Annotated in this window: 15 protein-coding genes and 1 pseudogene; 8 read left to right on the top strand and 8 right to left on the bottom strand. The window is 28.4% G+C overall.

Features of this window, described 5'->3' with window-relative positions; all coding sequences use genetic code 11:
• Position 1 precedes the first annotated feature (1 nt).
• The 3 genes from CXF68_RS09860 to CXF68_RS09850 are packed head-to-tail and all read left to right on the top strand — an operon-like array spanning position 2 to position 1,720.
• A complete protein-coding gene (locus CXF68_RS09860; RefSeq protein WP_101044218.1) occupies positions 2–796 on the top strand; it encodes a phosphatidate cytidylyltransferase in 795 nt (264 codons plus the stop codon).
• 28 nt (positions 797–824) lie between these two features.
• Positions 825–1,082: an acyl-CoA-binding protein gene (locus tag CXF68_RS09855; protein ID WP_101044215.1), complete on the top strand. Its 258-nt coding sequence runs from the start codon at positions 825–827 to the stop codon at positions 1,080–1,082.
• Between the two features lie 5 nt (positions 1,083–1,087).
• Positions 1,088–1,720: a YceI family protein gene (locus CXF68_RS09850; protein ID WP_101044213.1), complete on the top strand. Its 633-nt coding sequence runs from the start codon at positions 1,088–1,090 to the stop codon at positions 1,718–1,720.
• Positions 1,721–2,440: 720 nt separating this feature from the next.
• On the opposite strand, the gene CXF68_RS21200 is transcribed toward CXF68_RS09850, so the two are convergent.
• The 5 genes from CXF68_RS21200 to CXF68_RS09830 form a co-directional block, all read right to left on the bottom strand.
• Entirely contained in the window at positions 2,441–2,782 is a 342-nt protein-coding gene (locus CXF68_RS21200) for a hypothetical protein (RefSeq protein WP_369800496.1), read from the bottom strand.
• A 66-nt stretch (positions 2,783–2,848) separates the two neighbouring features.
• Positions 2,849–2,977, bottom strand: coding sequence for a hypothetical protein (locus CXF68_RS21195; RefSeq protein WP_369800495.1), 129 nt, complete (start codon positions 2,975–2,977; stop codon positions 2,849–2,851).
• Positions 2,978–2,986: 9 nt separating this feature from the next.
• Positions 2,987–3,241, bottom strand: coding sequence for a hypothetical protein (locus CXF68_RS21190; RefSeq protein ID WP_369800494.1), 255 nt, complete (start codon positions 3,239–3,241; stop codon positions 2,987–2,989).
• A gap of 42 nt (positions 3,242–3,283) precedes the next feature.
• Positions 3,284–3,775: a nuclear transport factor 2 family protein gene (locus tag CXF68_RS09835; RefSeq protein WP_101044208.1), complete on the bottom strand. Its 492-nt coding sequence runs from the start codon at positions 3,773–3,775 to the stop codon at positions 3,284–3,286.
• Between the two features lie 25 nt (positions 3,776–3,800).
• Complete coding sequence (locus CXF68_RS09830) at positions 3,801–5,348, bottom strand: peptide MFS transporter (protein ID WP_101044205.1); 1,548 nt, start codon at positions 5,346–5,348, stop codon at positions 3,801–3,803.
• A 189-nt stretch (positions 5,349–5,537) separates the two neighbouring features.
• Here CXF68_RS09830 and CXF68_RS09825 point away from each other — a divergent pair, with 189 nt between their 5' ends.
• The 5 genes and pseudogenes from CXF68_RS09825 to CXF68_RS20980 all read left to right on the top strand — a co-directional run.
• Positions 5,538–6,221 carry a TetR/AcrR family transcriptional regulator gene (locus CXF68_RS09825; protein ID WP_101044203.1) on the top strand — a complete coding sequence of 228 codons (684 nt, stop codon included), beginning with the start codon at positions 5,538–5,540 and terminating at the stop codon, positions 6,219–6,221.
• Positions 6,208–7,872: a peptidase domain-containing ABC transporter gene (locus CXF68_RS09820; protein WP_198553790.1), complete on the top strand. Its 1,665-nt coding sequence runs from the start codon at positions 6,208–6,210 to the stop codon at positions 7,870–7,872. Before CXF68_RS09825 ends, CXF68_RS09820 begins: the two co-directional genes overlap by 14 nt.
• A 13-nt stretch (positions 7,873–7,885) precedes the next feature.
• Complete coding sequence (locus tag CXF68_RS09815; RefSeq protein WP_101044198.1) at positions 7,886–9,241, top strand: HlyD family secretion protein; 1,356 nt, start codon at positions 7,886–7,888, stop codon at positions 9,239–9,241.
• Positions 9,241–10,638: a TolC family protein gene (locus CXF68_RS09810; protein WP_101044196.1), complete on the top strand. Its 1,398-nt coding sequence runs from the start codon at positions 9,241–9,243 to the stop codon at positions 10,636–10,638. Before CXF68_RS09815 ends, CXF68_RS09810 begins: the two co-directional genes overlap by 1 nt.
• Before the next feature lie 267 nt (positions 10,639–10,905).
• A pseudogene (locus CXF68_RS20980) lies at positions 10,906–11,151 on the top strand (IS110 family transposase); the annotation flags it as partial.
• 132 nt (positions 11,152–11,283) lie between these two features.
• Here CXF68_RS20980 and CXF68_RS09800 read toward each other — a convergent pair.
• From CXF68_RS09800 to CXF68_RS09790, 3 genes are all read right to left on the bottom strand, one after another.
• Positions 11,284–12,390 carry an SMP-30/gluconolactonase/LRE family protein gene (locus CXF68_RS09800; protein ID WP_101044194.1) on the bottom strand — a complete coding sequence of 369 codons (1,107 nt, stop codon included), beginning with the start codon at positions 12,388–12,390 and terminating at the stop codon, positions 11,284–11,286.
• 68 nt (positions 12,391–12,458) lie between these two features.
• On the bottom strand, positions 12,459–13,034 hold the full coding sequence (locus CXF68_RS09795) for a Crp/Fnr family transcriptional regulator (RefSeq protein ID WP_101044192.1): 576 nt from the start codon (positions 13,032–13,034) through the stop codon (positions 12,459–12,461).
• Between the two features lie 410 nt (positions 13,035–13,444).
• Positions 13,445–14,074: a hypothetical protein gene (locus tag CXF68_RS09790; RefSeq protein WP_101044190.1), complete on the bottom strand. Its 630-nt coding sequence runs from the start codon at positions 14,072–14,074 to the stop codon at positions 13,445–13,447.
• Between the last annotated feature and the right edge of the window lie 86 nt (positions 14,075–14,160).

Raw genomic sequence — 14,160 nt, 5'->3', positions numbered from 1 at the left:
CATGCGCAACCTTATAACAAGAAGTATTTCTGGACTTGTTTATGCTATAATTTTTATTTCTGCTATTCTTTTTTCCGCAGAATCCTACATCGGCTTAATTAGTATTTTTTCTGCTATATGTGTTTTTGAGTTTTCAAGAATACTCAATTTAAAAAATAGCATACCATATTTACTTTTAGCAAGTATTATTCTTTTATGTATTATCACAGTTCCCTCTTCTGTTGATAGCTTCCTTATAGGTTTTTCTTTTGTTGGTTTATTAGGCCTACTTTATTATCTAATAAGTACAAAACCTATAAAAACTAATACTATTACTCAAAAAATAACTTTACATATTACCTACCTAATTTTACCTTTTTATTTTTTAATAAAATTACCTTTTATTGAAAACGATTATCACCCGAATATTATTATTTTTATTATTTTGATGATTTGGACGAATGATAGTTTTGCTTTTTTTGTAGGTAAAAACTTCGGAAAACATAAATTATTTGAATCTGTATCTCCTAAAAAAACGATTGAAGGTTTTATCGGAGGGCTACTGTTTGCAATTATTGCAGGTTTTTTAATTGGAAAATACTCTACTTATTTTTCTATTTCAAATTGGATAATCATTGCTGTTATTGTAGCTATTTTTGGATCTTTAGGAGATTTAGTAGAATCTAAATTTAAAAGACAAGCAAAAGTTAAAGATAGTGGTACAATAATGCCTGGACATGGCGGTTTATTAGATAGGCTAGACAGTTTGTTTTTCCTAGCTCCCTTTGTATATTTGTATATACACTATATAATGTAAAATATAATTATATACCTTATTAGTATTTATGGTAAATGATTTAGACATACAATTTCAAAAAGCATACAAGGAAGCCTCTAAACTAAGGGAAAGACTTCCTCCTGATGTTATGCTTAAATTATATGCTTATTACAAACAAGCTGTTAAAGGAGATCATTTTTCCTTTAACACAAATAATGGTTTAAGAAATGCTTTTAAATTTAATGCTTGGATGCAATTAAAAGGAATGAGCGAAGACCAAGCAAAACAAGAATACATCAACTTAGTCAATTCAATTATAAAATAATTATCATGAAAAAAATCATTCGTTTAGCTGCAATTTTTATTGCCATTAATAGTATTGTTTCTTGTAAATCTGAAGCAAAAAAAGAAACACCTGTTAAAAAAGAAGAAGTTAAGGTAGTAAAAAAAGCAGCTTTTGTATTACAGGATGCCGATAATAAAATAAACTGGACCGCGTACAAGACAACTGAAAAACTACCTGTTAACGGGCAATTTAAAAAAGTAACTGTTACTTCTAATGGAGAAGGTAATACTCTTAAAGAAGCTATTAATAATGCAGAATTTTCTATTCCAGTAAGCAGTGTTTTTACAAAAGATACAAGTAGAGACTTTAAGATTAAAAAGTTCTTTTTTGGTATTATGGATAAAACTGAGTTACTTTCTGGTAAATTAGTTTTAGAGAATGACTCTATTGGTTTTTCTGATATTACTATGAATGGAGTTACTAAAAAACTTGCTTTTAAGTATACTATAAGCGGAAAGGTTTTTAATTTAACTGGTAACCTTAAAATTACAGATTGGAATGCACAAAAAGCTTTAACATCTTTAAATGAAGCTTGTAAAGATTTACATAAAGGTACTGATGGTGTTTCTAAAACTTGGGATGAAGTTGCGATAAACATTACATCAACGTTTAAATAACAGTAAACTTATCAAAATAATAAAACCATAGGAGCTCTCCTATGGTTTTTCTGTTTTAAGGATAAAACTTATCCTTTATTATAAATATTCCTGTTTTATCAAAATCAAGCAATAATTTATCTCATTAAAGAAAAAATAAAACCATACAATAAGCAAGGTTTAATGCAAGATTAATAGATCTATTAGCTCATATTTAATCATTAGCAAATATCTCAAAAGTTACCTTACAATATAAATAGTATGCGATATAAATAATTATTGTTTTTAATAAACCAGACGAAAAAATCAATAAAAATATGGTTAAAATTAGGAAACTAATTATGAAGCTGAGCTTATCCTTTGTTTTCTTACTTATATTAAAAATATAAAAAAGTTCATTAGAGAAGCTCCTAATAACTCCAGGTGGCATAAGCATTAGAAAAGCAGTAATCGTAAAAGAGCTTGAAAGTTTCATTAAAATAAAAAGCATTATTACATTAACTACAAAAAAAAGCGGTATAATTAAGAAAATACTTATTCTTTTACCAAATATAGTGGTGTATAAACTATCATTTTTCATTTATTTTTTTTTTGTAAATGTAATAAAATAAACTTTCCTTATTTCGTCTTTTAAACAACATAACAACTCGCTAACTCCAAATACCTAACTTATTGCATTATCAATACCATACAAAAATGACAAATATCTTTTTTATATAAGAAAACCATAAGATAGAGATCTTATGGTTTTGTTGCTTTAAGCGTATAAATTAAAGGATAAAGTTTATCTTTTGTTGCAAACATTCCGTTCTCTTCTTCTTCTAAATCTGGTAGTACATTATAAGGACATTCGTCATATTCCCTTAAAAATTCAATCTGCAAGCCTTCCGAAGTTAAAGCAGTAACTACATTACCTAAACCATGATTCCAACCATATTCTCTGGTTAGCATTTCATCATTAGTATCAGCATAAGTTCCTGAATACTCTTCGTAAATAACTTCTTTTTGATTGTATTTGTAGCGCATCACCGTTTTGTTGTCTTGATAATCGAACATCCATACAATCGGATGAAATTCTGCCATAAAAAACGTTACTCCACTTTTTAAACTAGCTGCAATTACTTTTGCCCTAGGTTTTAAATCAGGCAGCTAACCAATAACACCATAACTTGTATATACAATATCAAAAGTTTCTAATACATATTTATTGGTATCATATACATTACAACATATAAATTTCACCTCTAAACTTAATTCTTTATTTAACGCTTTTGGCAATTTAATTACTTAATCAGACAAATCTATCCCGGTGCACTTAGCTCCCATTCTTGCCAAACTTAACGTGTCTTGCCCAAAATGACATTGTAAGTGCAATAATGATTTACCAGAAACATCACCTAAAGCATCTAACTCATATTTCTTTAATGAACTCTCACCATTTTTAAATGCATTTAAATCATACATGTCACTTTTAGCATGCACCCCAACCTTCATGTTCCAAGTTTCTTTATTAATCACAAAATATTGTTCATTGTTTTCCATAATACCAAGGTATTAAAGATGCATATTTCATACTTTTCATCTTTAGCTTTTAGTTTTTTCAATTGAACTAGCATGGTCTTTTATAACATACCATTTACCTTTTATTTTTTCTAAGGTATAAGTAACTATTAATCTATTAAAATAAGGCTTACCGTTACGTTTAAATTCTTTATATATAGCTTCTGTAGTAGCAACTCCTATTCTATCTCCAATATTTTTACTGGTAATTTTAAATTCTAATGCTGAATTAGAATCCTTTAAAAAAGGCTCGTGGAATTTCAAAAAACCATTTACAGAATAAATAATTTCCATATTTGGTTGAATTAGCTCCATATCTCCTTTAGGTGATAATGTTATTTTTAACGTTTCCATATTTTTATCAGAAACTGCTTTTAAGTGCTTTAACATTACTTCTGTAAATGCTTTCTCATTTTGTTTTTCTAAAAAATTATTTGATTTTTTATTTTCTACATTACAAGAACTAACTAATGTAAATACAATAAAAAGTGATAGTAAATGTTTTCTTTGCTTCATACTAAATATTGTTTATGATTAAAATTTAATGAATTTTACCCATCATTTTTTTTATTGGATTTGAGAATAATACAACTATAACACCAATTACCGAAGCAACTAACCCTAAACTAGAGTATACAGAAACGTAAGAATATAACTGTTGAAAAGCAATTCCTTTTTCTAAAACGATGGTATTTGACAATCCCGTTACAAACTGTGTGATTTCTCCAAAAAAACCTTCTGAAAAAATACCTAAATCACCTTCTGATACGGTTGTTAGTTTTGCTATTTTACCTGCAAAATAATGTCCATAAAAATTAGCAGAAAACCAAACTCCCATAATAAAAGCCACATATTTCATTGGTGATAGTTCTGTCATTTTTGACAAACCAATTGGAGATAAAAATAATTCTCCAATAGTTAACACTAAATAACCAACAACTAAATATAGCATTGGTGTTTTTGCAAATTCATCTACTTGGTTTGCTGACATTCCGAAAATAACAAATCCTAAACCTAAGAATAACAACCCTAATCCGAATTTAATTACAGAGTTAGGATTCTTATTAATTTTGCTTAAAAATGTCCATAACATAGAAAATGGAATTGCTAACAGAATTATGAATCCAGAGTTAATACTATTGGTTCCTGCTGCATTCATACCTACTAAATTTACATTTCTATCTGCAAAAAGGGTTAGAGAACTACCTGCTTGTTCGAAAATAGCTGAAAACAAAGTGTATAAAATCGTAAAATAAACAGCAACCAATAAACGTTGCTTTTCTGATTTGCTTACCTGCTTTAAAATATACGTTATATATCCTATTAAAAATAAAGAAACTACCCAAACTAAATAATGTTCAAACTGATGAAAGCGTACAATTAAAGCAAAAATAGGAACAGATAAAAAAGCAGCTATAACAATAGCTGTACCTTTTTTAATTCCTAAAATTGTTTCGTTATATAATGTTGAGTTTGTTACCAAACCTTTATCTTCAAAAGTATTATTTTTAAGACCTCTCTGAAAAACGAATAAGCCCAATAACATACCAATACCAGCTAATACAAAACCATAATGCCAACCATAGGTTTCAGCAAACCATGCACAAGCTAATGGAGCAACTGCCCCACCAATATTTATTCCCATGTAAAATATTGTAAAACCTGCATCTCTACGAACATCTCCTTGTTTATATAAATTACCTACAAAAGAAGAAATATTTGGTTTAAAAAAACCATTACCTACAATAATTAAAGCTAGCGAGCCATAGAAAAATATTGGCTGCTCAAAGGTTAGCAAAAAATGACCTAATGACATTAATACTCCACCTAATAAAATTGCTTTTCTAAATCCTAAAATTTTATCAGCAAGAATACCTCCAATCATCGGAGTTACATATACTAAAGACATATAAGCTGCATAAACACCAAACGACATCTCATCAGAATACAATAAATGTTTTGTCATGTATAAAACAAGTAACGCTCGCATTCCGTAAAAAGAGAATCGTTCCCATAGTTCTGCAAAAAATAAATAAAGTAATCCTTTAGGGTGCCCTAAAAAGTCACCCGTTGATGTATGTGTTTTCATAATATAATTTTGTTTACACAAATCTAATTTTACATACCTTTAATATGAAGCGTTGTAGTAAAATGTATAAAAAAATAAGTGATTGTGAGTTTTTGTAATTCCTAAAAAAACTAATTTATTATTAAATTAACACTTTTACTTTCTTTATTAATAGTAATACTATTACATTTGCACTTATAATATTTATTTATGAAAAATTTTTTATCAAATATTAAGATTGAAATTCCTTCTGGCATCTATCTCAAAGACCCTGAAACTTCTGATTTAGGTAAAAGAATTGTAGAAAATAGTATTAAATTAATTGAAATTATTGGGTTTGAAAGCTTCAATTTTAAAAAACTTGGTAAATTAATAGGCTCTAACGAAAGTTCTGTTTATAGGTATTTTGAAAGCAAACATAAATTACTAATTTATTTAACCTCTTGGTATTGGGGTTGGATACAATATCAATTAGTTATAGAAACATATAGCATTAATGATGCTAAAGAAAAATTAACAAAAGCCATTCAAATAGTAACAAAAACAACCGAGCAAGACAGTAATTTCTCACATATTAATGAGATTTTATTAAACTTAATTGTAATTAATGAAAATTCTAAATCGTATTCTACAAAAGAAGTAGATACTGAAAATAAAGATGGTTTTTTTAAATTATATAAAGAAGTAGTAAAGCGTTTAGCCGACATTATATCTAATTATAACAATACCTACCAACACCCTCTTACATTAGCAAGCACTATTATTGAAGGGGCATTACACCAGCAATTTATTAAACAACACTTTAAATCATTAACTAATTGTAATGATTCAATATCTCCAACATCGTTTTTTCTTGATTTAACCTTAAATAGTCTTGCAAATGACAAAAAATAACACACTAACTCCTTGGCAACGTTTTCTTGGTCTTTTAAGTCTTGAAAAGAAAGATGTTTTACAAATATCTTATTATGCAATTTTTGAAGGTATCGTTGCTTTATCGCTTCCATTAGGTATTCAAGCAATTATAAATTTGCTACAAGGAGCTGAAATTTCAGCCTCATGGATTGTATTGGTTATATTGGTTACCGCTGGGGTTGCCTTTAGCGGGGTCTTAAAACTAATGCAAATAAGAATTATTGAAACAATACAGCAACGTATTTTTACAAGAGCTTCTTTAGAACTTAGTTATCGTTTTCCGAAAATAAAAATGAGCGAATTAAGGAACTACTATCCGCCTGAACTAGCAAATAGATTTTTTGACACACTAACTATTCAAAAAGGAATTTCTAAAATATTAATAGATGTTCCTTCTGCATTGTTACAAATTATTTTTGCGTTGTTATTACTTTCTTTTTACCATCCATTTTTTATATTATTTGGAATTTTACTATTGGTTTTAATTTTTGTAGTGTTTAAATACACCGCTAAAATTGGTTTGGAAACAAGCTTAAAGGAATCTAAAAATAAATACAAAGTAGCGCACTGGTTACAAGAAATTGCTAGAACAATTATTAGTTTTAAATTGTCAGGTAAAACAAAACTAGCCGTAGAAAAAAGTGATATTCTAGTAAACGATTATTTAGATTCAAGAGAGAATCATTTTAAAATCTTAATTATTCAGTACATTCAAATGATTAGTTTTAAAGTAATTATTACTGCAGGACTGCTATTAATGGGTGGTTTTTTAGTTTTAAATCAAAAAATGAATATTGGTCAATTTGTTGCTGCTGAAATAATTATACTGCTAGTGATAGCTTCAGTTGAAAAATTAATTTTAGGCTTAGAGTCTTTTTATGATGTACTTACTTCAATTGAAAAACTAGGTCAGGTTATTGACAAACCAATTGAAAATCAAAAAGGTAATAACATTAACATAACAAACTCTTTTAAAGTTGAACTTCAGAATGTTTCCTATTATGTTAGTAATAGAAATAACCCAATTTTAAATGATATTTCTTTTGAGATAGCTGCTAAAGATAGAATTTTAATTCAAGGAGAAAGTGGTTCTGGAAAATCTAGCTTAGCCCAATTAATTTCGGGTCTTGTAGAGCCAACTTCTGGTGGAATATTTATAAATGACTTATCATTAAGCAGCTTATATCTTAATAACTATAGAGCTAATTTAGGGTTGTCTTTATCGGAAGAAACTCCTTTTAAAGGTACTATAAGAGAAAATGTAACTTTTGGAGATACCTCTATTACAGATAATGATATTTATTTAACCTTTAATACTGTTGGTTTAACCGAATTCTTAAAACACCAACCCAATGGTTTAGATACTTATTTAAAACCTGAAGGAAAACATATTGGTTATACTATTTCAAAAAAAATAATTTTGGCTAGGGCTATTATAAGAAAACCAAAATTATTAATATTAGAAGATCCTCTAGATCAATTAGATAAAAAAGAAACTAAGGGTATTATAGATTTTATTACAAAACCTTCACAACCTTGGAGCTTAATTATTATTAGTAGTAATGATAATTGGAAAGAGAAATGCAACAAGCAAATTACGCTTAAGAAAGGAGCAATTGTTAACTTATAATTCATAGAAATCAATGTTAAACATATCTAACAATACCATTTCTGATCAAGTCAATTTATCAACTTTTAAATCAGGCGAGAGAGTTTTTAAAAAAGCACATCATAAATTATTTAAAAAATTTTTACTTTTCTTTTTATTAATAGTTATTATTACCATGTTTTTACCGTGGACTCAAAATGTAACTAGCACAGGTAACGTAACTACATTAAAACCAAACCAACGTCCTCAAACTATACAATCTCAAATACCTGGTCGTATTGAAGAATGGTTTATTAAAGAAGGTGATTTTGTTAAAAAAGGTGATACTATATTAAGGATTTCAGAAATAAAAAGTAATTATTTCGATACAAAGCTAGCTGAAAGAACAGCGAATCAAATTGATTCGAAAAGCCTTTCTGAAAAATCTTATGGTAATAAAATAAACGCTTTAAAAAGGCAAATTTTTGCTATAAGAAATGAACAGAGTTTAAAATCACAACAAGCGAAAAATAAATTACAACAAGCATATCTAAAAGTTAAAAGCGATAGTATTGATTTAGAAACTATCATTATAAAAAAAGATATTGCAAAAATTCAATACGACAGAACTTACACCTTACAACAAGAAGGCTTAAAAGCCGTAAAACATGTTGAGGAAAAAAAAGCAAAACTTCAAGAATTTTCTGCTAAAGTAATTTCTCAGAGAAACAAACTTTTAACCTCTGAGAACAACATTATTAACGCTAAACTAACTATATCTAGTATTAAAGCTTCTTATATCGATAAATTATCTAAAGCGCAAAGTACGTTACACTCAGCAGAATCTGGCGCTTATGAAACAGCAATACAGGTATCTAAATTAGAAACAAGTTTGGCTAATTATAACAAAAGAAATTCTTTATTATACATTACAGCTCCACAAGATGGTTATATCAATAAAGCAATAAAATCTGGTATTGGAGAAACTTTTAAAGAGGGTGAACAATTAATAAACATAATGCCTGCTGTATATGATTTAGCTGTTGAAATGTTTATAAGACCTATTGATTTACCGCTTATACATGTTAACGAAAAAGTTCGTGTTCAATTTGATGGTTGGCCTGCTATAATTTTTAGTGGTTGGCCCAATATGTCTACAGGTACTTATGAAGCTAAAATTATTGCTATCGAAAATTTTATTAGCAATAATGGTAAATATAGAGTTCTAATAACCCCTAACAACGTAAGCCAACCTTGGCCAGAAGCAATTAGAGTAGGTTCTGGAGCAAAAACAATTGCTTTATTAGAAAATGTACCTATTTGGTATGAACTATGGAGGCAAATTAATAGTTTTCCGCCTAATTTTTACCAACCTAAAACTAAAGAAACTAAATCAAAGAAAAAGAAATAATGAAAAAACTACCTTTTTTATATCTACTCATAAGTTTTGTTTCTTTTTCTCAAAATAAACAAACAAATATACTTTCTTTAGAAGAGAGTTTAGGATATGTAAAAAAATACCACCCTGTTATAAAACAGGCAAAACTTATTACCAACACCAACGAAGCAAAATTAATGAAAGCGCGTGGTGCTTTTGACCCTAAAATTGAAGTTGATTACAATAGAAAAGAGTTTAAAAATACTGATTATTACAAAAAATTAATCTCTACTTTTAAAATTCCTACTTGGTATGGTATTGAATTAAAAGCTAGTTATGAAAACAATTCAGGTCAATACTTAAACCCACAATTTAAAACCCCTAAAAATGGGTTATACAATGTAGGAGTTTCTATTCCGCTAGCAAGAAATTTATTTATTAATAAAAGAATGGCTACCTTAAAACAAGCTAAACTATATACTAAACAAGGTGAATTAGAACAACAATTACTTGTAAATACTGTTTTATTTAATGCAATTTCTTCTTACTTAAATTGGATTCAATATTACCAACAATATGCAGTTTATAAAAATTACTATGCGAATGCAGATGTTCGCTTAAAAAATGTTGTTAAAAATTTTAAAGCTGGTGACAAAGCTGCTGTAGATACATTGGAAGCAAGTATAAATTTAAAAAACAGAAAGTTAGATTTAGAAAAAGCTTTCATTAAACAGTTAAAATCAAAATTAGAGTTTTCTAACTATTTATGGATTAACGATAACATACCTATGGAATTAAAAGAGGAAATGATTCCAGATACAACTACTTTCTCTAAAATTGATTCAATATTAAAAACGTCTACAAATCATATAATTCAAAATAATTTCGATAATCACCCTAAATTAAAATTACTCGAATTAAAGAAGAAAAAATTACAAATAAACAAACGACTAAAAATAAATAATTTATTACCAAAAATAGATTTTCAACACAATTTCTTAGCTTCAAAAGTTAATAATTTAGATGCTTTTAATGTTGCTAATTATAAAAATTCTTTACAAGTTAGTGTTCCGTTATTTTTAAGAAAATCTAGAGGAGATTTAAAACTTGCTAAACTAAAATTACAAGACTTAGATTTTGAAATTAATGCCACAAAAATAGTTTTACAAAATAAAATTACTGCTACTAAGCAAGAAATTACTTCGTACCAAAAACAAAATACTATTTTAAAAAACTTAGTAAGTGATTATAAAATAATTGTTAAAAGCGAAGAGCGAAAATTTTATTTAGGAGAAAGCTCTTTATTTTTAATTAATTACAGAGAGGTTAAATTAATTGAAAGTAATTTAAAATCGATAAAAAATCAATATGAATATGCAAAAACAAAAAGTAAGCTTGTTCAGTTACTAGGAAAGTTAAATAACTTATAACTGTTTATTAAATTCATCTAAAAATACTTTATCTAGTTCCGCAAAGTCTCCCGGCTTTGAGTTATTCTTATTTATAATTTATACTACTTTTCTTAGGGGCTTTTACTCTTTCTTTCCACTCCTCATTGTTGCCTCAACAGAACGCTTTCCGCTAAGTCAAGAGACTTTACGGAGCGGAGTTTAAATATTATTTATTTCTCTTAATTAACACTTATTCATAAACGGTACTAGTTACAAACTAGCACTAGCAATTACGTGAGATACTAGCGACATCAAAGTAGGACAAGTAAAGTAGGTAATCGAAAATTACGGAATCTCTTGTTTTTATGCTCCTTTAATGCATGCAAACATAATAAAGCATGTAGAGATATTTATGAGCGTATTGTAAACAAAGGAAAGAGTAAAAAACTAGCTTTAATAGCAGTTTCAAATAAGTTAATCAAACAAAGTTTTGCTATTGCAAAATCTGGTTTACCTTATGATGAAAAGTATGTTTCCGTTTTGTCAAAATAAGTAGTGTTTATCTAAAAAATAAGAGCTCAAAACACCAAGTAGTAGCATTTTGAGCCTAGAATAATATTGTATAAATTTAATAAAAAATTTTGTTTGGTTTTTACCTCTGTTATTTGTTAACCACAGTTATTTTTACAGTTTATATTTTCCAATGTACCCAGATGTATCTCCTCCAAGGTAAAGATATCCATTGTGTTCTTCGACTGAAGTTGCTTCCGTTACAAATTCTCCAGTTGTATCGTAATATGTTTTTATAATTTCTCCATTGCTACTTATATGCATTAGCATTCCATAAGGTACTGCCTTAGGTTGCAAAAATGATGGAAGTCCATAAATGATTTTTTTAACTAGAGGTTTTGGATGTATTTCATCCAACGATTTATCTCTTTTAGTTGAAAATCCAAGCCAAAAACTACCATCTTTACTTCTAGAAATTCCATTTGGAAAACCAGTTAAATTATCTAAAAATATATCAGTAGTTCCTTTTTTGTCTCCTTTAAGCCAATATCTACGTATTCTATATTTTGCTAAATCTACCATTAATACAAAGTCATCATTTTCAGAAACAGCAACCCCGTTTCCAAAATATGTTCCGTCAATTAACATTTTTACACGTTTGGTTTTTGGGTCGTAACTATAAAGACCACCATCTGGTCTCGCTTCCATTAATAATTTCCAAATATGTTTGTTGCTAAAATTAACTTTTGATGATGTATTTGTAAAATATATCATTCCGTCACTTGCAATATCCACGTCGTTTGGTATTAAGAATTTGTTGCCGTTTTCATCTTCACTTGCCAAAGTTCTAATATTACCATTTTGGTCTATACTTATTAAACCTCTTTCTAAGTCGCCAGCGATTAGATTTTGATTACTATCAAAATGCATTCCTGTAACCCAAGATTCTGAATTTGCAAATACGCTAACTTTTCCAGACTTATCGATTTTTAAAACGCGACCATCTGTGAAGTCTGTTTTAGAAATATGCACCCCACAATACAAATTCCCTTGGTTATCTATTGCAATGTCTTCTGGACCAAACCAACCATCTAAATCAATCCGTTCTGTTGTGCTTAATAATTTATTTTCCGTAAGTATTCCATCTAGTTTTGGAATTGTTGGTGGCGACCAAGCCAAAGGACTAAGCGACCAAGAATTATATATTACACTAATAATGAGTAAAGCGAATAATGCAAGTATTGTACCTATTGATGTTTTTAATTTTTTTGATATTTTCATTGTGTTTATTTTTCCATTTATAAAACACAAAGAAACGACAGGTTTTAATATTTATATCTTGACATTTGTTATGAAATGGAAATTTCTTTCCTAACTCGACTTAGCGATTCGGAAGCTATACCAAGAAAACTCGCAATTTGATATTGAGGAACTCTACTTACAATTTTTTTGTTGTAATTTTCTAAAAAATCTAGGTATCTTTTTTTTGCAGACTTTGTTTGCATTGTTAAAGTTCTTTCTAAAGCACAAAGATGATTTTTTTCGGCTAAAATTCTACCGAATTTTTCAAATTTTGAAGATTTTTTATAAAGCTTGATCAAGCTATCAGAAGATATTTCATAAACGATGCTATCTTCAATAACTTCCAATTTTTCTGAAGAAGGTGTTTGATTTATAAAGCTGTTAAAAACCGTTATAAATTGATTATCACAGGCGAAGTAAGTAGTAATATCTTTTTCATCCAATTTTTTATATGTTCTAAATAGTCCAGATTCAATAAAGTACAAGGACTCTGCCATATTTCCTTCCTCAATTAATATGGTTTTCGCTTTATGCTCTTGTCTTTTTAATTGTTTAGAAAATTCTTCACATTCACTTTCTGTTAACCCAACTAATTCTTTCAATATTTTATTTAATTCATTCATTTTTTTAATTGTGGCTAACGTCGTAGTAAACTCAGCTAAAGCGTCGTTTATTAAATCGTTTGCGAAGCGATAGCGAAGACAAATTATTTAATAAATGGAGTTTACGAAGTGTTATATTTAGTTTATTGTCCAAAGCTAAGAAATTTTCTTCTTCCATCCTATGGGACAAATAAACGGTGTTTCAAAAATCATCCAAATAATAATAATAATAATAATAATAATACCCAAAACGTTTATAATTTTCAGTGTTAACTATTACTTATATACTTAATATGAGTAGTAGGGAACAATGGATGAGATTACTAACGTTTTTCCTCGTGATTTTGGAAATTAAGTCTAACGTTTCTTATATGATGCGTTTGCATCCCGTAGGCTGCATATGCATTATACAAATTGTTATGATCTTTTTTTTATTCTTTTTTCAATATACCACCTTTGTGAGGTTTAGGGTAATAACCTTTCTCTGGTTTAGGTAATTTAGTTAAACATTCATTAGAGCATACAATAGCTAGTAAAGGCAATATATCCGTAGCAACTTTCAGCGATATCCAATACTGTTCAAATCGATTCTCAGATTCCGTTTCTTCACATAAACTACATTTATTTCCACCAGAATAATTCACAGGGTTATTCGTCAAGTCTGGAAAAGGCTTTTTGTTTTTAAAATTCCCAAATAACGCTCTTGTACTTACAGTACTATTTTTGAGTTTTTTACACTTAGTAATTTCAAAAGGAAACCACCGTAATCCGTAAGAAGTATATGGAGTGAATTCCTCTAAATATTCCATTTTACCAATTTCTTGTGGAAATCTAGTCAAGTTACTTCCATAAAGTATCAAATGTTTTACTCGATTCAGTTTTTCAATTTCTTTAGGTAAACTTCTTATGTGCTTCCAATATTCAGCACCCAGTTCTTTAACAGGGTTGAATTCGTCTTGTCCGTCAGTATTTACAGATTCGATCAACTTAAGCAACTTTCGCCAAGCTTCACTTTCTCGATCTTGGGAATCTTTTTGAATTTTTATTTCATTATCTGACATTTCGATTTTCTAATGTGTGGTAACGTGTTTCTTTAGTTTGTATTAAATATCTTTAGATAGAAAAAGAGGAGAACTATAACGTGTTT

It is taken from the genome of Tenacibaculum sp. Bg11-29, assembly GCF_002836595.1.
Taxonomy (GTDB): domain Bacteria; phylum Bacteroidota; class Bacteroidia; order Flavobacteriales; family Flavobacteriaceae; genus Polaribacter.
This window is presented reverse-complemented; position numbering and strand designations above follow the sequence as displayed.